We start from the raw sequence: 22091 nt of genomic DNA on the forward strand, positions 1-22091 counted from the left end.
CGGCCGGGTTACGCCGTCTGCCGGACTGCTCGGCGGCGATGTGCAGCGATATCCGAGCAGGATATGCCGGCACCCTAGTGATCTCTTAGAGCTCGGGGACAGTGCCGCTCGTCCAAACGGGTGACCAGGCAGGATGTCGCCCGATCGGCGGTACGCCATGCGGTAGCGGGCGCTCGGGCCCGCCCGGCGCGGCGCGTGCCCGGAGGCGGAGGGTCCCGGGCGCTGATAGGCTGGTACCCCGTGGATCGGTGGTCTGTCTGTGTGCATCAGGCACCCCGAAACCGCAGCTTCGGCGCCCCCAGAGACCTTCCGGTTCGACGGTGGCCGGCGCCGGACGCACTTCACTTCGCGACCACGGGAGCCCCCTCTTGGCGATGCCGCCCAAATCCACGACGACCAAGCACATCTTCGTCACCGGGGGTGTCGCTTCCTCCCTCGGCAAGGGCCTGACGGCCTCCAGCCTGGGTGCGCTGCTGAAGGCGCGCGGCCTTCGGGTCACGATGCAGAAGCTCGACCCGTACCTGAACGTCGACCCGGGCACGATGAACCCGTTCCAGCACGGCGAGGTGTTCGTCACCAACGACGGCGCCGAGACCGACCTGGACATCGGCCACTACGAGCGCTTCCTCGACGTCGACCTCGACGGCTCGGCCAACGTCACCACCGGCCAGGTCTACTCCACCGTCATCGCCAAGGAGCGGCGCGGCGAGTACCTCGGTGACACCGTGCAGGTCATCCCGCACATCACCAACGAGATCAAGCACCGCATCCGCCGCATGGCGACCGACGACGTCGACGTCGTCATCACCGAGGTCGGCGGCACCGTCGGCGACATCGAGTCCCTGCCGTTCCTGGAGACCGTCCGCCAGGTCCGCCACGAGGTCGGCCGCGACAACGTCTTCGTCGTGCACATCTCGCTGCTGCCCTACATCGGCCCCTCCGGCGAGCTGAAGACCAAGCCGACCCAGCACTCGGTCGCCGCCCTGCGCAACATCGGCATCCAGCCCGACGCGATCGTGCTGCGCGCCGACCGCGACGTCCCCACCTCCATCAAGCGCAAGATCTCGCTGATGTGCGACGTGGACGAGGCGGCCGTCGTCGCGGCCATCGACGCCAAGTCGATCTACGACATCCCGAAGGTCCTGCACACCGAGGGCCTCGACGCGTACGTCGTGCGCAAGCTCGACCTGCCGTTCCGCGACGTGGACTGGACGGTCTGGGAGGACCTCCTCGACCGCGTCCACAACCCCGACCACGAGGTCAAGGTCGCGCTCGTCGGCAAGTACATCGACCTGCCCGACGCCTACCTGTCGGTGACCGAGGCGCTGCGCGCCGGCGGTTTCGCCAACCGCGCCCGCGTCCAGATCAAGTGGGTCACCTCCGACGACTGCAAGACGCCGGCCGGCGCCGCCGCCCAGCTGTCCGACGTCGACGCGATCTGCGTCCCCGGCGGCTTCGGCGACCGGGGCGTGGACGGCAAGGTCGGCGCCATCACCTACGCCCGCGAGAACAAGGTCCCGCTGCTCGGCCTGTGCCTGGGCCTGCAGTGCGTGGTCATCGAGGCGGCCCGCAACCTGGCAGGCATCCCCGAGGCCAACTCCACCGAGTTCGACTCCTCCACCCCGCACCCGGTCATCTCGACCATGGAGGAGCAGCTCGCCTTCGTCGAGGGCGCCGGCGACCTCGGCGGCACCATGCGCCTGGGCATGTACCCGGCCAAGCTGGCCGAGGGCTCCATCGTCCGCGAGGTCTACGGCGACCAGGCGTACGTGGACGAGCGCCACCGCCACCGCTACGAGGTCAACAACGCCTACCGCGGCGAGCTGGAGAAGAAGGCGGGCGTCGTCTTCTCCGGCACCTCCCCGGACAACAAGCTCGTCGAGTACGTCGAGTACCCGCGCGAGGTGCACCCCTACCTGGTGGCCACCCAGGCCCACCCGGAGCTGCGCTCGCGCCCGACCCGTCCGCACCCGCTCTTCGCCGGCCTGGTGAAGGCCGCGGTGGAGCGCCGCCAGTCGGGCGAGTGACGACCGCATAACGTAGACGGCCGGGGTACGGGCATCCGCACCCCGGCCGTCGCGTGTGTGGAGGGTTTCGGGGAATGAACATCAAGGACACGGCCGAGTCGTGGGAGACGCTGTCGAGCCGCAGGCCGTTCGAGGGCCGCAAGACGGCGGTGGTGACGGACGAGGTCCGGATGCCCGACGGCTCCGTGGCCACCCGCGACTACCAGGCGCACCCGGGCTCGGTGTGCGTCCTCGCCCTCGACGAGGAGGGCCGGGTCGTGGTGGTCAAGCAGTACCGGCACCCGGTGCGGTGGAAGCTGTGGGAGCTGCCCGCGGGCCTGCTCGACGTGCCCGGCGAGAACCCGCTGCACGCGGCACAGCGCGAGCTGTACGAGGAGGCGCACGTCACGGCGGGGGACTGGCGGGTGCTGGTGGACTTCTTCTCCTCGCCCGGCGGGTCGGACGAGGCGGTGCGGGTCTTCCTCGCCCGCGACCTCGCCGAGGCCGAGGGCGAGCGCTTCCAGGTGTCGGAGGAGGAGGCGGACATGGAGCTGTCCCGCGTCCCGCTCGCCGACCTGGTCCGGGGTGTCCTCGCGGGCGAACTCGGCAACCCGGGCCTGGTGAACGGCGTGCTGGCGCTCCAGGCCGCCCTGGCGTCGGAGGGCGGCCCGGACGCGCTGCGCGGCCCGCAGGCCCCCTGGCCGGCCCGCCCGTACGAGGTCTGACCCCGCCCGTTTCGCGGTCTTATCCGGCCGTACCGGGTCTGACCCGCCCGTACCGGGTCTGACCCGCGCGCACGCGGTCCGACCCGCGGCGGCTCGGCGACCCGGGCGGGTCGAACGGGCCGGACGGAGGGCGGTGTGACCATCGGCTGATCCGATCGGGCGATATGCCCGCCGCGCTCCCCACGGGTCGTCGCTCAGAGTGAACTACGCTCGCACCCCGAAGGCAGGGAGAGGAGCGGATCCGTGGCGGATTTCGTCGGGCGGCGGCGTGAGCTGAAGGAGCTGCGCGAGGACATCGCGCGCACGGGGCTCGACACCCTCTCCGGCCGCAAGGCCAAGGCCCCCCGGGCGCGCCTGCTGCTGATCGCCGGGCGCCCCGGCTCCGGCCGCACCTCCCTCGCCGAGGCCTTCGTCCGCGAGATCGCCGCCGACTACCCCGACGGCCGGCTCCGGGTCCGGCTGACCTCGCCGGGCGGCCGGCCCATCGCCACCGAACGCGCCCTGCGCACCCTCCTGGAGGGGCTCGGGGAGCCCACCCCGCCCGGCGCCGCCGAGGACGAGCTCAGCTCCGCCCTGCGCACCGCGCTGACCGGGCGGAAGGCCGTCCTCCTCGTCGACGACGCCTCCGACCCCTACCAGGTCGACGCCCTGCTGCCCGACAATCCGGACTGCCTGGTCGTCCTCACCGCCGAAGGACCCCTCACCGGCATCCCGGACGTCCGCCCCTGCACCCTGGGCGGCCTCGACAACGCCTCCGCCGTCGAGATGCTCGCCCAGCGCGCGGGGACCACCCGGATCGCCGTCGACCCGCGCGCCGCCGAGAAGCTCGCCGAGGTGTGCGACAGACAGCCGGCCGTGCTCGCCCTCGTCGGCGGATGGCTCGCCGCGCACCCCAAGGCCTCCGTCTCCGACACCGCCAAGCAGCTGCACGACATGCCGTCCGACGGGGAGGGCCCGCTCGGCCGCGGATTCCGGCTCGTCTACGAGTCCCTGCCGCAGCCCGCCCAGCGGACCCTGCGGCTGCTGCCGCTCGCGCCCGCCGGCATCGTCGACTCGCACGCCGCATCCGCCCTCGCCGGCTGCTCCGTGGCCGCCGCCCAGGCCATCCTGGAGGAGTTCGCCGGGCTGGGCCTCGTCCGGCACGGCTCCGACGGCCTGTTCCTGCTGCCCGGCTGCCTCGTCCCGCTGATCCGCCCGCTGCTGGAGACCCGGGAGCGGCCCGCCGAGGTCCAGCTGGCCCGGGCCCGGATGCTGGAGCGCACCGTACGCCTGCTGCACTCCTGCGAGGTCATGGCCGCCGCGGAGGGAGAGGACGTACGGGAGCTGCTGGAAGGGATGCCGCGCGCGCTCCGCTTCCCCGACCGGCGGTCCGCCGCCACCTGGCTCGACAGCCGGCTGCCCGCCCTGTCCGCGGCCGCCCAGCTGGCCGTGGCCGACGGCGGGCTGGACACCCTGGCCCGCCGGCTCGTCGCCGGACTCGTCCGGGCCCTCGCCGAGCACCGCGGCACCGCGGCGGCCGCACCCGAGCTGTACGGGCTGCACCGGCTGGTCCTCGACGTGGCCGAACGCCGCAGCCTGCACCGCGAGCAGGCCGCGGCCCTGCTGAACCTGGCCGACCTGGACGCCGAGACCGGCCGGACCCGGGAGGCGCTCGACCGCTACCGGGCCGCGCTGGACGCGGGGCGGGCGGCGAACGACCCGTACGCGACCGGCCGGGCGATGGAATCCGTAGGGGGCGCCTACCAGGAGCTCACCGACTGGCACCGGGCCGCCGACTGGTTCGGCCGGGCGCTGGCCCAGGCCCTGGCGCGGGGCGAACGCGCGGACGAAGCCCGGCTGTACGGGCGGCTCGGCAACGCCCACACCCACGCGGGCCGGTACGGGGACGCGCTGCGCAGCTGGCGCGCCGCCGCCGCGGGTTACCGGAGACTCGCGGACGTGCCGGGGCAGGCGAAGGCGTTGAGCGAGATGGCGCGAATCCAGGAGTACGCCGGACGGCCCGAGGAATCGCTCCACACCTGCCGCGAAGCAGTCGATCTTGCGCGTCGTGCCGGGGACCTGCGCCTTCAGGCGGCGTTGCAGGTGCGCCTCGCCGACACCCTCGACCGGCTGGGCGATCCGGCGGCTGCGCGCCTGCACCGTTCGGCGGCCGACAAGTTGCTGGGAGACGACCCTGCGGCCTGCGAAATCCGCAGTGGTAACGACTGAGATTATTGGTTTGCAAGGCTAGACAGCGCCTCATCCTTCATTAGACTGGCTCCACCACGTCATCTTGTGGTGCATCCCGTTGCGCGCCTTGTGGACGGGTATGTATGGAAGTGCCCCGTTATATCCCCTGAGCCAAGGACCGTGATCGACGATGAAGGTCGGCATCCCCCGCGAGGTCAAGAACAACGAGTTCCGGGTCGCCATCACGCCCGCCGGCGTGCATGAGCTGGTCCGCAACGGCCACCAGGTCTTCATCGAGCAGAACGCCGGTGTCGGCTCCTCGATCTCCGACGCCGAGTACGTGTCCGCCGGCGCCGAGATCCTCGCCACCGCCGACGAGGTGTGGGCGACCGCGGACCTGCTGCTGAAGGTCAAGGAGCCCATCGCCGAGGAGTACCACCGCCTCCGCAAGGACCAGACCCTCTTCACGTACCTGCACCTGGCGGCCTCCCGCGAGTGCACGGACGCGCTGCTGGAGTCCGGCACCACCGCCATCGCGTACGAGACGGTCGAGCTCGCCAACCGCGCGCTCCCGCTGCTCGCCCCGATGTCCGAGGTCGCCGGCCGCCTGGCCCCGCAGGTCGGCGCCTACCACCTGATGCGCTCGGCCGGCGGCCGCGGTGTGCTGCCCGGCGGCGTCCCCGGCACCCACGCCGGCGAGTGCGTGGTGATCGGCGGCGGCGTCTCCGGCTGGAACGCGGTGCAGATCGCCATCGGCATGGGCTTCCACGTGACCCTGCTCGACCGCGACATCAACAAGCTGCGCGAGGCCGACAAGGTCTTCGGCACCAAGGTCAAGACGATCGTCTCCAACGCCTTCGAGCTGGAGAAGGCCGTCGTCGAGGCCGACCTCGTCATCGGCGCTGTGCTGATCCCGGGTGCGAAGGCCCCCAAGCTGGTCACCAACGAGCTCGTCGCCAAGATGAAGCCCGGAAGTGTACTTGTCGACATTGCCATCGACCAGGGCGGCTGCTTCGAGGACTCCCGTCCGACCACCCACGCCGAGCCGACCTTCCAGGTCCACAACTCGGTCTTCTACTGCGTCGCCAACATGCCGGGCGCGGTCCCGAACACCTCCACCTACGCGCTCACCAACGCCACGATGCCCTACATCGTGCAGCTCGCGAACCTCGGCTGGGTCGAGGCGCTGCGCCGCGACCCCGCGCTGGCGCTCGGCCTCAACACCCATGACGGCAAGGTCGTTTACGGCCCGGTCGCCGAGGCCCACGGCCTGGAGTCCGTCGAGCTCAGCGCACTGCTCGGCTGACCCGACGAACCCGTCAACGACTGACGTCAATCTCACGTATCCGGCCGGACCTTGCCCGCAAGGTCCGGCCGGATGCGTTTGCGGAAGCCCTGCGTCCGTCCCTCAACTCGCCTCGAACGTAACCCTTTAACCCTTTCGCACACCTGCGAAACTTCGCAGATGCGGGCCGGACACCCTTGACAGAGTGGTGTTCGGATGCCGACACATCGTTGCCGGTCCAGTGGATTGTGTTGCCGCTGAGCGGTGACACGCCATAGAGTCGCCAACCGTCGGCATGGTGCCACGCTGACCTATCGATAAGTGTCCTGGTCACGTCCGAGGAGGTAAGACGACTTGTGAATAAGTCGACATTTACTCCTGGGGGTGGTCGAGCAGGAACGCCTGAGCGGGGCCAGGGCCCGGCCGGGCTCGAAGCTGTCGGCTCCGTCGCAGTCCGCACCTTCGCAAACCACCAGCACATGACGACGCCCCAAAAGAGCATGGACGGCCTAGACGTGAACTCCACGGCCGGCGACCACAGCGGCGATTCGCCCATTGGTTTCGCCGACTACGACCAGGTGCCCGAGGGGCACTTCTACGACCCCGACGCGGAGTACGAGCCGGACCCCGAGTACGCGGCCACACTCGCCCCCGACGCTGCCCGCCAGCGCCGCGAGCGGATCGGCCCGACCGGACGGCCGCTGCCGTACTTCCCGATCCCGGGTCCGCTGACCGACCACGGTCCCGCGAAGATCATCGCGATGTGCAACCAGAAGGGCGGCGTGGGCAAGACCACGTCCACCATCAACCTGGGTGCCGCGCTCGCCGAGTACGGGCGCCGCGTGCTGCTCGTCGACTTCGACCCGCAGGGCGCCCTGTCCGTGGGCCTCGGCGTGAACCCGATGGAACTCGACCTGACGGTCTACAACCTGCTCATGGAGCGGGGCATGTCGGCCGACGAGGTGCTGCTCAAGACGGCGGTCCCCAACATGGACCTGCTGCCGAGCAACATCGACCTTTCCGCTGCCGAAGTGCAGCTGGTCAGCGAGGTCGCGCGCGAGTCGACGCTACAGCGGGCGCTGAAGCCGCTGATGAACGACTACGACTACATCATCATCGACTGCCAGCCCTCGCTGGGCCTCCTGACGGTCAATGCCCTGACGGCGGCTCACAAGGTCATCGTCCCGCTGGAGTGCGAGTTCTTCGCCCTGCGCGGCGTCGCCCTCCTCACGGAGACCATCGAGAAGGTGCAGGAGCGGCTCAACCCCGAGCTGGAGCTCGACGGCATCCTCGCCACGATGTACGACTCCCGCACGGTGCACAGCCGCGAGGTGCTCGCGCGCGTCGTCGAGGCGTTCGACGACCACGTCTACCACACGGTCATCGGCCGTACGGTGCGCTTCCCGGAGACCACGGTCGCCGGCGAACCGATCACCACGTACGCGTCGAACTCCGTCGGCGCCGCCGCCTACCGCCAGTTGGCCAGGGAGGTGCTCGCCCGGTGTCACGCCGAGTGAGTCTGCCCGGAGCCGACGAACTCTTCCGTACGACCGGCGGGATGGCGCTGCAGTCGTCCTCGCCGAAGCGGGGCGGCGACGAGGCCCCGGAGGCTCCGTCGGAGCACTCGGCGGCCCCGGGGCAGGCCCCCGACCCGTCGGCGGAGGGCCGCGGCCGGGAGGCGGCGGCCGGCACGGAGCGCACGGACCCTGTGGTGGGAGCCCCGCGGCGGCCGCAGGAAGGTTCTGTCACCCCGCCCGCCCGGCGCGGCAAGACCCCGGGCCGGACGGCGAGCCGCCGGCCCAGCGGGCGCGAGCGGCACGACGAGAAGATCACGGTCTACGTCTCCGCCGAGGAGCTGATGGACCTGGAGCACGCCCGCCTGGTGCTCCGCGGCGAGCACGGCCTCGCGGTGGACCGCGGCCGCATCGTCCGCGAGGCGGTGGCGGTCGTCCTCGCGGACCTGGAGTCCCGCGGCGACGCGAGCATCCTGGTCCGCCGCCTCCGCGGACGCTGACCCCAGCGGCTCCGCCCCTGCCGCGGGCCCCCGTCGGGATCCTCCGCCCCGGCCCCGAGCCCTCCTGGCAGCCCCGTCCGGCGCCCGTGCCGCCCCCCGAGCGCTGCGGGCCGGGGGCGGCTTTCGCCCCTGGGCGGCACCCGCCCTCCCTTCGGCCTGCGCCTCACGTGCCGGCCCGGCGATCGCGCGCTCGGGGCCGCGCTGCCCGGGTCCGGGCCGCAGGGCGGGGCGGGTCCGGGGGCCGCGGGGGCTCCGGTTCGTGGGAGTCTTGGGGGTGGCCGATCGGCCCGTTCTTCCGTACCACCCTGGACTGCGATGCCCTCTCCCGCCGAACCCGGCCGCCCGCCACGCCGGAACCTGGGCCGCGGCCCGGGCGTGCCCGTGGCACCCGTAGCGCCCGTGGCGCCCGCGCGGCCGCAGACGGCTGCCGAGCGGCCCGCGTCCGACGAGGGGCCCGTCGACACCGGCGGCACCCCCGAACCCGCTCAGGCGGCCACTGAAGCCCCTGTGGCGGTATCGGAGCGCACACCTGAGGCCCAGGAGGCGCCGGAGGTCTCAGCGGCCCGGCAGGGCGGCGACGGCCGCTTCACGCTGCGGCTCGCCAACTTCGAGGGGCCCTTCGACCTGCTGCTCCAGCTGATCTCCCGGCACAAGCTCGACGTCACCGAGGTCGCCCTCTCCCAGGTCACCGACGAGTTCATGGCGCACATCCGCGCCATGGGCCCGGACTGGGACCTCGACCAGACCACCGAGTTCCTGGTCGTCGCCGCGACCCTGCTCGACCTCAAGGCCGCACGGCTGCTACCCGCCGCCGAGGTCGAGGACGAGGGGGACCTCGCCCTCCTCGAAGCCCGGGACCTGCTCTTCGCACGACTGCTCCAGTACCGCGCGTACAAGCAGATCGCCGCGATCCTGGAAGAGCGGAACGAGGCCGAGGGCAAGCGCTACCCCCGCACCGTCGGCCTCGAACCCCACCACGCGGAGCTCCTGCCCGACGTCGTCATCAGCATCGGCGCCGAAGGGTTCGCCCGCCTCGCGGTCACGGCCATGCAGCCCAGGGCCAAGCCGCAGGTCTACGTCGACCACATCCACGCGCCGCTGGTCAGCGTGCGCGAGCAGGCGGCCGTGGTGGTCGCGCTCCTCAAGCAGCGCGGCACGGCCACCTTCCAGGACCTCACCGAGGACACCGGCGACACCCTCACCGTCGTCGCCCGTTTCCTCGCCCTCCTGGAGCTGTACCGCGAGAAGGCGGTGGTCCTCGACCAGGAAGACGCCCTGCGGACCCTCACCGTCCGCTGGACCGGCGGGGACGGCGACGGCATGCCCGTCGTCACGGACGAGTTCGACCGTCCCGTGGACGTCACGGAATGAGCACGTGGAATGAATGAGCGCATGAGCGACGACAGCAGGGCCGACGACACCGCTGGCGGTGTGGCCGGGATGCCGCTGAAGCCCGCCCTGGAGGCCGTCCTCATGGTCGTGGACGAGCCCGCGACCGAGGCGCACCTCGGGCGCGTCCTCGACCGCAGCCCGCGCGAGGTGGCCGACGCCCTGCGCGAGCTCGCCGACGAGTACACCGTCCAGCAGCGCGGCTTCGAGCTGCGGCTCGTCGCCGGCGGCTGGCGGTTCTACACCCGCCCCCGGTACGCGGCGGCCGTCGAGCGGTTCGTCCTGGACGGACAACAGGCCCGCCTGACCCAGGCCGCCCTGGAGACCCTGGCCGTGGTCGCCTACCGGCAACCGGTCAGCCGCTCCCGGGTCTCCGCGGTGCGCGGAGTGAACTGCGACGGGGTCATGCGGACCCTGCTGCAGCGGGGTCTGGTCGCCGAGGCGGGCACGGAACCCGAAACAGGTGCGATCCTGTACAGGACGACGAACTACTTTCTGGAGCGGATGGGCCTGCGCGGCCTGGACGAGCTCCCGGAGCTCGCGCCCTTCCTCCCCGAGGCGGACGCGATCGAAGCCGAGACGCAGGAAGGTGTTCCGTCGTTCGATCCGGACGCACCGGACACCGAAGAAGACGACAAGACGACGGAACTTTGATGCGAAGCAGCGGCAACGGCAACGGCGGCAACCGGAACACGGGCGGCGGCGGCAGCCGCAAGGGCGGAGACGGACGCGGGCGCGGCAACTACCGCGGCGCAGGCAACGCGCGCGACGACCGGGCGGGCGGCGCGCCGCAGCGTCCGCGCCGTCCGCGCCCGGAGGAGCGCCTCTACGACGTCGGCCCCGAGGGCGAGCGCACCCGCGGCTCCCGCGGCCCGGCCGCGCGCGGCGGCGCCAAGGGCGGCCCGAAGAAGCCCACGGGCTCGGGCTCCCAGGGCGGCGGCCAGCGTGGCCAGGGCGGCTACGGCGGCGGCCAGGGCGGCGGCGCCCGGCGCGGCGAGGCCGGCTACGGCGGTCCCTCCCGGTCGCGCGAGTTCGAGGCCCGGATCGAGGAGCGGGTGCGCGACCGGTACGCCGACAAGCCGGTGATCAGGACCCCGAAGACCTTCCCGGGTGCCGAGCAGGAGGGCGAGCGGCTGCAGAAGGTGCTCGCCCGGGCGGGCATGGGCTCGCGGCGCGCCTGCGAGGAGCTGATCGAGCAGGCCCGCGTCGAGGTCAACGGCGAGATCGTCACGGAGCAGGGCAAGCGCGTCCTGCCCAAGGACGAGATCAAGGTCGACGGCCTGACCGTCGCCACCCAGTCGTACCTGTTCTTCGTGCTGAACAAGCCGGTCGGCGTCGTCTCCACCATGGAGGACCCCGACGGCCGGCAGTGCCTGGGCGACTACGTCACCAACCGCGAGACCCGGCTCTTCCACGTGGGCCGGCTCGACACGGAGACCGAGGGCGTCATCCTGCTCACCAACCACGGTGAGCTGGCGCACCGCCTCACGCACCCGAAGTACGGCGTGAAGAAGACGTACGTCGCCGCCATCACCGGCCCGCTGCCGCGCGACATCGGCAAGAAGCTCAAGGACGGCATCGAGCTGGAGGACGGCTGGGCACGCGCCGACCACTTCCGCGTGATCGACCAGGTCGGCAAGAACTACATGGTCGAGGTGACTCTCCACGAGGGCCGCAAGCACATCGTCCGCCGGATGCTGGCGGAGGCCGGCTTCCCGGTCGAGAAGCTCGTCCGGACCGCCTTCGGCCCGATCGAGCTGGGCGACCAGAAGTCGGGTTGGCTGCGCCGCCTGAGCAACACCGAGGTCGGCATGCTGATGCGCGAGGTCGGTCTGTAGGACGCCGGCCCCGGCCCGTCCGCGACGGAGCCCGCAGTGCCCTGTGGCACTGCGGGCTTTTTGCTTGCCCGGCCCCTCCCGTGCTGTTTATAGTCAGACTGACCATTAAGGGAGTGAGGGGGTCGATGCTCTCGTGAGCTGGACCGAAGTACTCGGGTTCGCCACCGGGGCCCTGTGCGTCTGGCTCGTGGCCCGGCAGCACCTTGCCAACTGGCCGGTCGGCATCGCCAACAACGTCTTCTTCATCGTGCTGTTCACCCGGGCCGGCCTGTACGCCGACGCCGGCCTGCAGATCGTCTTCATCGCCCTCGCCGCGTACGGCTGGTGGTCCTGGACCCACGGGGGTGGACCAGGAACCACCGGGGCCCTGCCGGTGCGCCGCACCACGCGCACCGAATGGGCCGTACTGGCCGCGGCGGGGGCGGTGGGGGTGCTCGCCCTCACGCTGCTGCTGGACTGGGCCACGGACTCCACCGTTCCGTTCTGGGACGCGCTGACCACCGGGCTCTCGCTCATGGCCACGTACGGCCAGTGCCGCAAGCTCGTCGAATCGTGGTGGCTGTGGATCGCCGCGGACCTCGTCTACGTCCCGCTGTACGCGTACAAGGGCCTGTACCTGACCGCCGCCCTCTACGTCGGCTTCCTCGCCCTGTGCGTGGCCGGCCTGATCGGCTGGCGGCGCACGCTGCCGGGCACTGCCGGGCGTACGACCGCGGAGGCGACGGCATGAGCGGCACGGACCGGCGGTACGCCCACGGGCTGGTGCTGGGCAAGTTCTACCCGCCGCACGCCGGCCACCACCACCTGGTGGACACCGCGGCCGCGCAGTGCGAGCGGCTGACCGTACTGGTCTGCGCGGCCTCCGTGGAGTCGGTGCCGCTCGCCGACCGCGTCGCCTGGATGCGGGACGCGCACCGGCGGGCGGGTGTCCGGGTCGTCGGCGCGGTCGACGACGTACCCGTGGACCTGCACGACCCGGCGATCTGGGACGCGCACATGGCGGTCTTCCGGAGCGCGGTGCCCGAGCCGGTGGACGCCGTGTTCACCTCGGAGGAGTACGGCACGGAGCTCGCCCGGCGGTTCGGGGCCGAGGAGGTCCTCGTGGACCCCGGCCGGAGCCGTTTTCCGGTCTCCGGGACGGCGGTCCGCGCCGACCCCGTCCGCTGCTGGCCGTACCTCAGCCCGGCGGTCCGGTCCGCGCTGGCCCGGCGGGTCGTCGTCCTCGGCGCCGAGTCCACCGGGACGACGACGCTGTCGCAGGCGCTCGCCGAGCACTACCGGGGCCGCGGCGGGGTGTGGGCGGAAACGGGCTGGGTCGCCGAGTACGGCCGCAGGTACAGCGAGGAGAAGCTCGCGGCCGCCCGCACCACCGACCCGGCGGCGACCTGGGAGGACGTGGACTTCACCTCCGAGGAGTTCCCGGTCATCGCCCGCCGCCAGGACGAGGACGAGGACCGGGCGGCCCGCGCGGGCTCACCCGTCCTCTTCTGCGACACCGACTCCTTCGCGACCGGCATCTGGCACGAGCGGTACGTGGGCGGCCGCAACGAGGAGGTCGAGCGGATCGGCGCCCTGCGCCGGCGAGACCTGTACCTGCTGACGGACCACGCGGACGTCCCCTTCGAGGACGACGGCCTGCGCGACGGCCCGCACCTGCGGCCGTGGATGACGGACCGCTTCCGCGAGGAGCTGGACCGGACCGGGCGGCGCCACCTGCTCGTCCGCGGCGACCGGGAGGCACGCCTGCGCACGGCGATCGAGGCGGTCGACGAACTCCTGGCCGAGGGCTGGCACTTCACCGCCCCCCTCCCGGAAAGGCGCTGACGACGATGACGGACCCGGGGCCGGACTACGACCCGCACGCCTTCGCCCCCTTCGCGGTGACGGTCGACCTGGCCGTCTTCACCGTCCGCGACGGCGCCCTCCACGTCCTGCTGATCCGGCGCGGCCAGGACCCGTACGCCGGCGCCTGGGCGCTTCCCGGCGGCTTCGTCCTGCCCCGCGAGTCCGCGGAGACGGCGGCCCGTCGCGAACTGGCCGAGGAAACCGGCCTGCCGGATCCGGTCGTCGCGGCCCTCCACCTGGAGCAGCTGCGCACGTACAGCGAACCGGACCGGGACCCCCGGATGCGGGTGGTGTCGGTGGCTTTCACCGCTCTCGTCCCGGACATGCCCGAGCCGGCGGAAGGGGGCGGCGGCGACGCGGACCGCGCCAGCTGGATGCCGGTGGGGAAGACCGGGCAGCTGGCCTTCGACCACGCGGTGATCCTCGCCGACGCCCGCTCCCGGGTCGGCGCGAAGCTGGAGTACACCTGCCTGGCCACCGCGTTCTGCCCGCCCGAGTTCACCCTGGGGGAGCTCCAGTCCGTCTACGAGACGGTCTGGGACACCGTCCTGGACCGGCCCAACTTCCGCCGCAAGGTCCTCGCCACCCCCGGCTTCGTCGAAGCCGTGCCCGGAGCCGCCCGGCTCACCGGCGGCCGCGGCAAACCGGCAGCCCTCTACCGGGCCGGCCCGGCCACCGCCCTGCACCCCCCGCTGCTCCGCCCCACGCCCACGCCCACGGAAGGAACCCCGACGACATGACGAAGACGGCGACGAAACGCGCAGCGACGGGATCCCTCCTGGGCCTGGCCCTCGGGGACGCCCTGGGCTTCCCGACGGAGTTCAACGACGTCCCGTCGATCCTGGCGAAGACCGGCCCGTGGCGACAGATGCGCCTGCCCCGCCCGGCGATCGTCACGGACGACACCCAGATGACCCTGGCCCTCGCCCGCGGCATCCGCACGGCGACGGACCGCGGCCCCATCGGCCCGCTCCGCCTCACCCGGCCGGTCCGCGAGGAATTCGTCGACTGGTACCAGTCCCCGGAGAACAACCGCGCCCCCGGCAACACCTGCCTGCGGGCCTGCAGCCTCCTCAAGGACCCGGCCCGGGACTGGCGGGACGCCAGCCAGATCGGCTCCAAGGGCTGCGGCGCCAACATGCGCGTGGCCCCGATAGGCCTCGTTCCCGGCTGGACGGAGGAGGAGCGGGCCGGCGCCGCCCAGCTCCAGTCGGCCCTCACCCACGGCCACCCCACCGCCCTCGCGGCCTCGGACCTGACGGCCCGCGCGGTGTACCTCCTGGCCCAGGGCACGGAGGTCACGGGCCTGGTCGGCCTGCTCCGCTCGTACGCCCTGGACAACCGCACCCGCTACCACGAGCGATGGCTGGGCGACCTCTGGATGCGCACCGCCTCGGACGCCACCCCGGAGTCCTTCATGGCCCGCGGCTGGGACGAGTGCCTGGCCGTCCTGGACCGGCTGACGGCGGCCCTGCGCAACCCGTCCCCGGAAACGGACCCCTGCCTCACCACGGGCGAAGGCTGGATAGCGGAAGAAGCCCTCGCCACGGCCCTCCAGTGCTTCCTCCTCTTCCCGGACGAGCCCCTCACGGCCCTGCGCCGCGCCGCCTGCACGGCCGGTGACTCGGACTCCATCGCCTGCCTGGCCGGCGCCTTCGCCGGCGCCCACCTCGGCGCGGACGCCTGGCCGGAAGCCTGGACGTCGGTCATCGAATACCGCGAGGACCTCCTCACCCACGCCACCCTCTGGGACGCGTGACACGCCCGGGCCGCGTCAGCCCTGCGCGACGGGGCGAGCGCGCATGCGGCGCCGGACGACTTGGTCGTCCGCCATCGCCCACCGCAGCGCCGACGCCCGACGGGCGCGGGTGAGGAAGGACTCGATCGCTGCGTGGTCCGGGGATTCCGGGAGGGGGGTGGTGGTCAGGGCCGCCTCGGACTCCTCCGTGAGGCGGGTCATCCACGACTCCACCTCCTGCCAGGTCAGTTCGCCGTGCCTCAGGGCGAGGAGGCGGTCGCGGTGCGGGGTGGCGTCGATCGTCATGCGGCCCGTGCGGAGCAGGTCGCGGCAGGACAGCAGCAGCCGCACCAGGTGCATGGCGTGCTTCCAGCGCGGGGCGCCGTGGGTGCGGACGTCCGCCCGGAGCTTCGCGTGCTGGGAGGACGCGTACCGGGTGAAGGTGGCGTGGGCCCGGCGGGAGAGGAACGCCTCGCGGAGCGAGAGGAGGTCCTCCCCGACCGGGGTGAGGGTCTCCACCAGGGGGGAGTGAAGGACCTCCAGGATGTTCGGGTTGGCGCGCAGGCCGAGTTCGCAGAAGCGTTCCAGCTCCCAGCTGAACTCCTCCTCCCGCGGACCCTCCACATGGGTCGGCGGCTTCTCGAAGCGCCAGAACAGCGGCGTCGGGGCGAGGAAGACGCCGCGCCGGTCGGTGTCGCTCGCCTCCGTCGCCAGGCCGAACGCCCGGGAGCCCATCACGCACGCGTAGACCGTGTGGTCGCGTACCAGGGCGTGGTGGTCCGGGGCTTCGGCGGGCGTGGTCGGTGCGGGTGCGGCGGTCATTCGGGGAGCGTACGCAGCCGCGCCCCCGGCGTGCGAAGGGATTACCGGGCCGGCCGGGCTGGCCGGCGGGTGGGGCGGCGGGACAGGCCGTGGGACAGGCCGCGGGTGGGGTCGCGGGTCAGGCCAGGGTGATGTCGCCCGACGGGGAGACCGCGATGTTCTGCTGCGCCAGCGGGCGGGTCGCCGGGCCGTGGACGACGGCCCCGTCGGACACGTTGAACTTGCTGCCGTGGCAGGGGCAGTCGATCGTGCCGTTCGCCACCTTGTTCACGAGGCAGCCCTGGTGCGTGCACACCGCCGTGAAACAGCGGAAGGTCCCGGCCGACGGCTGGGTGACCACCAGCTTCTTGGCGGTGATGACGGTGCCGCCGCCCACCGGCACCGCCGACGCCTTCACGAGCGCCTGCGACCCGTCGCCGCCCGTCGTGGGCGACGCCGCGGCCGTGCCCGCGGGGCCGGGGGTGGCGGCCTCGGGGGATTCGCCCTTCGGCGGGGTCTGCGCGGACTTCTCGGAGTCGCTGCCGCAGCCGGTGAGCACGCCGCCGGACAGGGCGGCGACGGCTCCTGCCGCCAGTACGGTGCGTCGGGCGGTGTGCTGGGGGTCGCTCATGCGCTGCTCCTCGTTCAAGGCCGCGGCGGGGTCGCCCGGTCGCGCCGGGTGGCCGGGGCCGCCGGGTGGGGGGGTCGCGAGGAGAATCCTGGCGTGCGGCGGGCCCGGGTGCACCCCGCCGCGCCGCCCGTTCAGGCACCAGGCTCCCAAGGGGCCAGCTCCGCCGGGGCGCCGGCCCGGCGGACCACCTCCCAGAGGCGGATCACGGCCGCCCGGTCCAGCGGGCCGTGGACGTGCGGGTAGCGGGCGCCCGATTCACCCTCCCGGCTCACCTCCGCGGTCAGGGCCCGTTCGTCCAACTCGACCGCGAGGAGCGGCCCCGGGACGTCCCGGTAGTGCGCGTCCGCGATCCCGAGCGCCGTCGGACGGTCCGCGGAGCAGTGCACGAACCCCTCGGAGTCGAGGGAGGGCGGGGCGTACGGGAGATCGGGCGCGGTGGTCCAGTCGGCGAGCGGGACGATGTGGAAGATCATGCCGATCGTTGTACCGCAGGGGTCCCGTCCCGCCCGTGACGCGGCTCCGTACGGCGTGGGCGGCCGGTCGCCGGGCGGTGCGGGCGCCGTCCCCCTTCGTTGTCCGGTCTTCGTTGTCCGGTCCAGTCCGGTCCGGTGCGGCGCGGACGCCGGTCCAGGAGCCGTCGTGCAGCCGGCTGCTGTTCGGCAGCCGCACGACCGGCCTCAACGGCCCGCGGACGGTCGACGGCCCCGGGACCCTTCCCCCGGAGCGCATAGGCTGGCCCTGACGTGCCGTAACGCAACACCGCCAACCCTGGAGCGCCCGTGAGAACCGCCGTCGTCATCGGAACCGGACTGATCGGCACCTCCGTGGCGCTCGCCCTGTCCGCCCGCGGGATCACCGTCCACCTGGCCGACCACGACCCGGCCCAGGCCCGTACGGCCGCCTCCCTCGGCGCCGGCACCGACAAGGCGCCCGACGGCACGGTCGACCTCGCGGTCGTGGCCGTGCCGCCGGCGCACGTGGCCGCGACCCTGGCCGAAGCGATCGGACGGGGCCTGGCCCGGGCGTACGTGGACGTGGCCAGCGTCAAGGGCGGGCCGCGGCGGGAGCTGGCGGCGCTCGGCGTGGACACCACCGCCTACATCGGCACCCACCCCATGGCCGGCAAGGAGCAGTCCGGACCGCTCGCCGCCACCGCGGACCTCTTCGAAGGCCGGCCGTGGGTGCTGACCCCGACCCGGGACACCGACCACGAGGTGCTGAACCTGGCGCTGGAGCTGGTCGCCCTGTGCAAGGCCGTCCCCGTCGTCATGGACGCCGACGCGCACGACCGTGCGGTCGCGCTCGTCTCGCACACCCCGCAGCTGGTGTCGAGCATGGTCGCCGCCCGCCTGGAGGAAGCGGACGAGACCGCCGTACGGCTCTGCGGCCAGGGGATCCGGGACGTGACCCGGATCGCCGCCTCCGACCCGCGGATGTGGGTGGAGATCCTCTCCGCGAACCCGGGGCCGGTCGCCGACGTCCTCGCCGGCATCGCCGCCGACCTGGACGCGACGGTCGAGGCGCTGCGGGCCCTGGAATCCGCCGACGTGGAGGAGCGGCGCGGGGGAGCGTCCGGCATCGAGGACGTGCTGCGCCGCGGCAACACGGGCCGGGGACGGGTGCCGGGCAAGCACGGCACGGCACCGATGGCGTACGAGACGGTGGCCGTCCTGATCAGCGACCAGCCGGGCGAGCTCGCCCGGATCTTCGCGGACGCGGGCCGGGCCGGGGTCAACATCGAGGACGTCCGGATCGAGCACGCGACCGGGCAGCAGGCGGGCCTGGTGCAGCTGATGGTCGAGCCGCGGGCCGCGGCCGCACTGACGGCCGAGCTCCGCGACCGCGGCTGGGCCCTGCGCCAGCAGTAGTCGCCCGCGGACCGGTGGCCCGCCCGACCGGGTTCCGCCCCGCCCCGACCGGGGTCCCGCGCCCCTCCCGGCCGGGTTCCGCGCCCCGTCCCGGCCGGGGTTCCGCGCCCGCCCCGCCCGCCTCCCGGACCTGGTCCGGGACCGGGCGGGCGGTGATCGTGGCGCGGGCCGGTAACCTTGGACAGGGGTGCTTTGTCGCGCCCTGACACGCACGCGCAACCAGGAAGGTGCCCGCACCGTGGAAACCGCAGCTCCGTCCGCCGTGATCGTCGCCATCGACGGTCCCTCCGGCACGGGCAAGTCCAGCACCTCCAAGGCCGTGGCCGCCAAGCTCGGGCTGCGCTACCTGGACACCGGTGCCCAGTACCGGGCCATCACCTGGTGGATGATCAGCAACGGCGTCGACACCGACGACCCGCAGGCCATCGCCGTGGCCGCCGGCAAGCCGACCATCGTCTCCGGGACGGACCCGGCCGCTCCGACGATCACCGTCGACGGGCTGGACGCCTCCGGCCCGATCCGCACCCAGGAGGTCACCTCCAAGGTCAGCGCCGTCAGCGCCGTCCCCGAGGTCCGCACCCTGATCACCGAGCTGCAGCGCACCATCGCCGTGTCCGCCGCGGCCGAGGGCGGGATCGTCGTCGAGGGCCGGGACATCGGCACCACCGTCCTCCCCGACGCCGACCTGAAGATCTTCCTCACCGCCTCTGCCGAGGCCCGTGCCGCCCGCCGCAACGGCGAACTGCGCGGCAAGGAGGCCGGCGACCTGGCGGCCACCCGGGAAGCCCTGATCAAGCGGGACGCGGCCGACTCCGGCCGCAAGACCTCGCCGCTGGCCAAGGCCGGCGACGCCGTCGAGGTGGACACCACCGAGCTGACCCTGGAGCAGGTCATCGAGTGCGTCGTGACCCTGGTCGAGGAGAAGAGGGCGGGGGCGGGCCGCAAGTGAGTGACACGCCCTCCCTCAAGGGTGCGGCGGTCGGCCGGCGGATCGGCGTCGGGCTCATGTACGGGCTGTGGAAGCCCCGCGTACTGGGAGCCTGGCGCGTGCCCGCCTCGGGCCCCGTCATCCTCGCCGTCAACCACGCCCACAACATCGACGGGCCCATGGTCATGGGCACGGCGCCCCGGCCGCTGCACTTCCTGATCAAGAAGGAGGCGTACGTCGGCCCGCTCGGGACCTTCCTCGACGGCATCGGCCAGGTCAAGGTCGACCGTTCGGGCACCGACCGCACCGCGATCACGAAGGCGCTGGCGGTCCTCGACAACGGCGGCGCCCTGGGGATCTTCCCCGAGGGCACCCGGGGCGAGGGCGACTTCGCCTCGCTGCGCGCCGGCCTCGCCTACTTCGCGGTCCGCTCCGGCGCGCCCGTCGTGCCCGTCGCCGTCCTGGGCAGCACCGACCGCCAGGGACGCCTGATACGGGGGCTGCCGCCGTTCAAGAGCCGGGTCGACATCGTCTTCGGTTCCCCCTTCGACGCGGGCGACGGCACCGGCCGCCGTACCCGTACCGCCCTGGACGAGGCCACCGTCCGCATCCAGAGCAGGCTCACCGCACACCTGGCCGATGCCAAGCGCCTCACCGGGCGCTGAGCGAGACTTGACCCAGTAGTGGCAGCCGCCGCGGGCACCGTCCGCGGAGGCCGCGGGGATCCCGCCCGGCTGCCACCGATCACCACGAACGACGAGGAACGGACTTCATGAACGACCAGCACGACCACGGAGCGCTCGGCGACGCCGAGTACGCGGAGTTCATGGAGCTCGCCGCGGAGGAAGGCTTCGACCTGGAAGAGGTCGAGGGCGCGATCGAGGAGGCGGGCCACGGCCCGCTGCCCGTCCTCGCCGTCGTCGGCCGCCCGAACGTCGGCAAGTCGACCCTGGTGAACCGCATCATCGGCCGTCGCGAGGCGGTCGTCGAGGACAAGCCGGGCGTCACCCGCGACCGCGTCACCTACGAGGCCGAATGGGCCGGCCGCCGCTTCAAGGTCGTCGACACCGGCGGCTGGGAGCAGGACGTCCTCGGCATCGACGCCTCCGTCGCCGCCCAGGCCGAGTACGCCATCGAGACCGCCGACGCGGTCGTCTTCGTCGTCGACTCCAAGGTCGGCGCCACCGACAGCGACGAGGCGGTCGTCAAGCTGCTGCGCCGCGCCGGCAAGCCCGTCGTCCTGTGCGCGAACAAGGTCGACGGCCAGGCGGGCGAGGCCGACGCGGCCATGCTGTGGTCCCTCGGCCTCGGCATGCCCTACCCCGTGTCCTCGCTGCACGGCCGCGGCACCGGCGACCTGCTCGACGCCGTCCTGGAGGCGCTGCCGGAGGCCCCGGCGCAGTCCTTCGGCGGTGCCCAGCTCGGCGGCCCGCGCCGCATCGCGCTCATCGGCCGCCCGAACGTCGGCAAGTCCTCCCTCTTGAACAAGGTCGCCAAGGAGGAGCGCGTCGTCGTCAACGAGCTGGCCGGCACCACCCGGGACCCGGTCGACGAGCTGATCGAACTCGGCGGCGTCACCTGGAAGTTCGTCGACACCGCCGGCATCCGCAAGCGCGTCCACCTCCAGCAGGGCGCCGACTACTACGCCTCGCTGCGCACCGCCGCCGCCGTCGAGAAGGCGGAGGTCGCGGTCATCCTGATCGACGCGAGCGAGAACATCAGCGTCCAGGACCAGCGCATCATCACCATGGCCGTCGAGGCCGGCCGCGCCGTCGTGATCGCGTACAACAAGTGGGACGAGCTCGACGAGGAGCGCCGCTACTACCTCGAGCGCGAGATCGAGACCGAGATGCAGCAGGTGGCCTGGGCGCCCCGGGTCAACGTCTCGGCGAAGACCGGCCGCCACATGGAGAAGCTGGTCCCCGCGATCGAGGCCGCTCTCGCGGGCTGGGAGACGCGCGTCCCGACCGGCCGGCTGAACGCCTTCCTCGGCGAGATCGTCGCGGCGCACCCGCACCCGATCCGCGGCGGCAAGCAGCCCCGCATCCTGTTCGGCACCCAGGCGGGCAGCAAGCCGCCGCGGTTCGTGCTCTTCGCCTCCGGCTTCCTGGAGCACGGCTACCGGCGCTTCATCGAGCGCCGTCTGCGCGAGGAGTTCGGCTTCGAGGGCACCCCGATCCACATCTCCGTGCGGGTGCGCGAGAAGCGCGGCGCCCAGCGCAAGAAGTAGGAGGAGCGGCGGCGGGCGGGTCCGGGGTCTCCCGGGTCAGTAGCCGCGGCGCGGAGCGGGCGGCAGGGCCGCCGGGATGTGGTGCATCCCGGTCTGGTGCTGCCGCCCGCTGCCGTACGTGCCGGTCGCGGTGCCGGTTGCGGCGTACGCGTACGAGGGCTGCGGAAGCGGCGGGTACGCGGGCTGCCAGGGCTCGGGCTGCCAGCCGGAGCCGCTCCAGCCGCTGCCGTACGTACCGGTGCCGACGACGGAACCGGTGTAGGAGCCGCCGTACGAGAACGAGGTGAAGGCGAGGTCCTCCTCGCCGCTCCGGTCGCCCGGAAGGGCCCGGAAGGCGCGCAGGTACTCCGAGTAGAGCGTGTCGTAGATGGGGGTGTGCGAGGGGGCGGCCGGAGCGCCGTCCCGGTCCCGTACGGGGCGCATCGGGGAGACGGTGCTCGGATGGGCAGGGGCGCGGGAGGGGTCGTATGAATGCACGTATCAGCAAACGACCCCGGGGCCCTCGCGGATGCGGCCGGAAGGACAGAAAAACGCAGATCGCCGGGCCCAGGTGCGCCCGCTGGGCGACGGCACGCTCGGCGTACGGCTGCGCGCGGCGCCCGTCGGCGTCGGTGACGGCCGCGG

The 22091-nt window shown here is 72.9% G+C and carries 21 protein-coding genes; 17 read left to right on the top strand and 4 right to left on the bottom strand.

Translation table 11 applies throughout. The features are described from left to right. Window positions 1-374 precede the first annotated feature (374 nt). From ACFVGY_RS32870 to ACFVGY_RS32930, 13 genes are all read left to right on the top strand, one after another. Window positions 375-2027: a CTP synthase gene (locus tag ACFVGY_RS32870; RefSeq protein WP_385684587.1), complete on the top strand. Its 1653-nt coding sequence runs from the start codon at window positions 375-377 to the stop codon at window positions 2025-2027. A gap of 74 nt (window positions 2028-2101) precedes the next feature. Beyond that, window positions 2102-2731 (top strand): NUDIX domain-containing protein, encoded by a 630-nt coding sequence (locus tag ACFVGY_RS32875; RefSeq protein WP_385684590.1) that lies wholly within the window; start codon window positions 2102-2104, stop codon window positions 2729-2731. 243 nt (window positions 2732-2974) lie between these two features. Continuing rightward, window positions 2975-4939, top strand: a complete 1965-nt coding sequence (locus tag ACFVGY_RS32880) for an AAA family ATPase (RefSeq protein WP_385684593.1) — start codon at window positions 2975-2977, stop codon at window positions 4937-4939. A 151-nt stretch (window positions 4940-5090) separates the two neighbouring features. Next, the gene (gene ald / locus ACFVGY_RS32885; RefSeq protein ID WP_385684596.1) at window positions 5091-6206 is read left to right on the top strand and encodes an alanine dehydrogenase; all 1116 of its coding nucleotides are present in this window, start codon (window positions 5091-5093) and stop codon (window positions 6204-6206) included. 335 nt (window positions 6207-6541) lie between these two features. After that, entirely contained in the window at window positions 6542-7702 is a 1161-nt protein-coding gene (locus ACFVGY_RS32890) for a ParA family protein (protein WP_385684599.1), read from the top strand. Beyond that, the gene (locus ACFVGY_RS32895) at window positions 7687-8199 is read left to right on the top strand and encodes a hypothetical protein (protein WP_385684602.1); all 513 of its coding nucleotides are present in this window, start codon (window positions 7687-7689) and stop codon (window positions 8197-8199) included. The genes ACFVGY_RS32890 and ACFVGY_RS32895 overlap by 16 nt, the downstream gene beginning before the upstream one ends. A 315-nt stretch (window positions 8200-8514) precedes the next feature. Continuing rightward, window positions 8515-9570, top strand: coding sequence for a segregation/condensation protein A (locus ACFVGY_RS32900; protein WP_385684605.1), 1056 nt, complete (start codon window positions 8515-8517; stop codon window positions 9568-9570). 21 nt (window positions 9571-9591) lie between these two features. Further along, window positions 9592-10242 (top strand): SMC-Scp complex subunit ScpB, encoded by a 651-nt coding sequence (scpB, locus tag ACFVGY_RS32905; protein ID WP_385684608.1) that lies wholly within the window; start codon window positions 9592-9594, stop codon window positions 10240-10242. Next, a complete protein-coding gene (locus ACFVGY_RS32910; protein ID WP_385684611.1) occupies window positions 10242-11426 on the top strand; it encodes a pseudouridine synthase in 1185 nt (394 codons plus the stop codon). The genes scpB and ACFVGY_RS32910 overlap by 1 nt, the downstream gene beginning before the upstream one ends. 133 nt (window positions 11427-11559) lie before the next feature. After that, on the top strand, window positions 11560-12156 hold the full coding sequence (gene pnuC / locus ACFVGY_RS32915; RefSeq protein WP_385684614.1) for a nicotinamide riboside transporter PnuC: 597 nt from the start codon (window positions 11560-11562) through the stop codon (window positions 12154-12156). After that, a complete protein-coding gene (locus tag ACFVGY_RS32920; RefSeq protein ID WP_385684617.1) occupies window positions 12153-13250 on the top strand; it encodes an AAA family ATPase in 1098 nt (365 codons plus the stop codon). The genes pnuC and ACFVGY_RS32920 overlap by 4 nt, the downstream gene beginning before the upstream one ends. Window positions 13251-13255: 5 nt before the next feature. Further along, entirely contained in the window at window positions 13256-14011 is a 756-nt protein-coding gene (locus ACFVGY_RS32925) for an NUDIX domain-containing protein (protein WP_385684620.1), read from the top strand. Continuing rightward, the gene (locus ACFVGY_RS32930; RefSeq protein ID WP_385684623.1) at window positions 14008-15030 is read left to right on the top strand and encodes an ADP-ribosylglycohydrolase family protein; all 1023 of its coding nucleotides are present in this window, start codon (window positions 14008-14010) and stop codon (window positions 15028-15030) included. Before ACFVGY_RS32925 ends, ACFVGY_RS32930 begins: the two co-directional genes overlap by 4 nt. Before the next feature lie 15 nt (window positions 15031-15045). Here the strand turns inward: ACFVGY_RS32930 and ACFVGY_RS32935 are convergent, their stop codons facing one another. From ACFVGY_RS32935 to ACFVGY_RS32945, 3 genes are all read right to left on the bottom strand, one after another. After that, window positions 15046-15831, bottom strand: a complete 786-nt coding sequence (locus tag ACFVGY_RS32935; protein WP_385684626.1) for a DNA polymerase beta superfamily protein — start codon at window positions 15829-15831, stop codon at window positions 15046-15048. 118 nt (window positions 15832-15949) lie between these two features. Further along, entirely contained in the window at window positions 15950-16441 is a 492-nt protein-coding gene (locus ACFVGY_RS32940) for a Rieske (2Fe-2S) protein (protein ID WP_385684628.1), read from the bottom strand. Window positions 16442-16572: 131 nt separating this feature from the next. Beyond that, window positions 16573-16914, bottom strand: a complete 342-nt coding sequence (locus ACFVGY_RS32945) for a DUF952 domain-containing protein (RefSeq protein WP_385684631.1) — start codon at window positions 16912-16914, stop codon at window positions 16573-16575. Between the two features lie 306 nt (window positions 16915-17220). On the opposite strand from ACFVGY_RS32945, the gene ACFVGY_RS32950 reads away from it, so the two are divergent. The 4 genes from ACFVGY_RS32950 to der all read left to right on the top strand — a co-directional run bounded on the left by ACFVGY_RS32950 (window position 17221) and on the right by der (window position 21467). After that, on the top strand, window positions 17221-18309 hold the full coding sequence (locus tag ACFVGY_RS32950; protein WP_385684634.1) for a prephenate dehydrogenase: 1089 nt from the start codon (window positions 17221-17223) through the stop codon (window positions 18307-18309). A gap of 238 nt (window positions 18310-18547) precedes the next feature. After that, window positions 18548-19258 carry a (d)CMP kinase gene (gene cmk / locus ACFVGY_RS32955; RefSeq protein ID WP_385684637.1) on the top strand — a complete coding sequence of 237 codons (711 nt, stop codon included), beginning with the start codon at window positions 18548-18550 and terminating at the stop codon, window positions 19256-19258. Beyond that, window positions 19207-19902: a lysophospholipid acyltransferase family protein gene (locus tag ACFVGY_RS32960; protein ID WP_385684640.1), complete on the top strand. Its 696-nt coding sequence runs from the start codon at window positions 19207-19209 to the stop codon at window positions 19900-19902. The genes cmk and ACFVGY_RS32960 overlap by 52 nt, the downstream gene beginning before the upstream one ends. Before the next feature lie 107 nt (window positions 19903-20009). Beyond that, entirely contained in the window at window positions 20010-21467 is a 1458-nt protein-coding gene (der, locus tag ACFVGY_RS32965; protein ID WP_385684642.1) for a ribosome biogenesis GTPase Der, read from the top strand. 36 nt (window positions 21468-21503) lie between these two features. On the opposite strand, the gene ACFVGY_RS32970 is transcribed toward der, so the two are convergent. Further along, the gene (locus ACFVGY_RS32970; RefSeq protein WP_385684645.1) at window positions 21504-21890 is read right to left on the bottom strand and encodes a hypothetical protein; all 387 of its coding nucleotides are present in this window, start codon (window positions 21888-21890) and stop codon (window positions 21504-21506) included. Window positions 21891-22091: the final 201 nt, after the last annotated feature.

Source organism: Streptomyces sp. NPDC127106 (assembly GCF_042677605.1).
GTDB lineage: Bacteria > Actinomycetota > Actinomycetes > Streptomycetales > Streptomycetaceae > Streptomyces.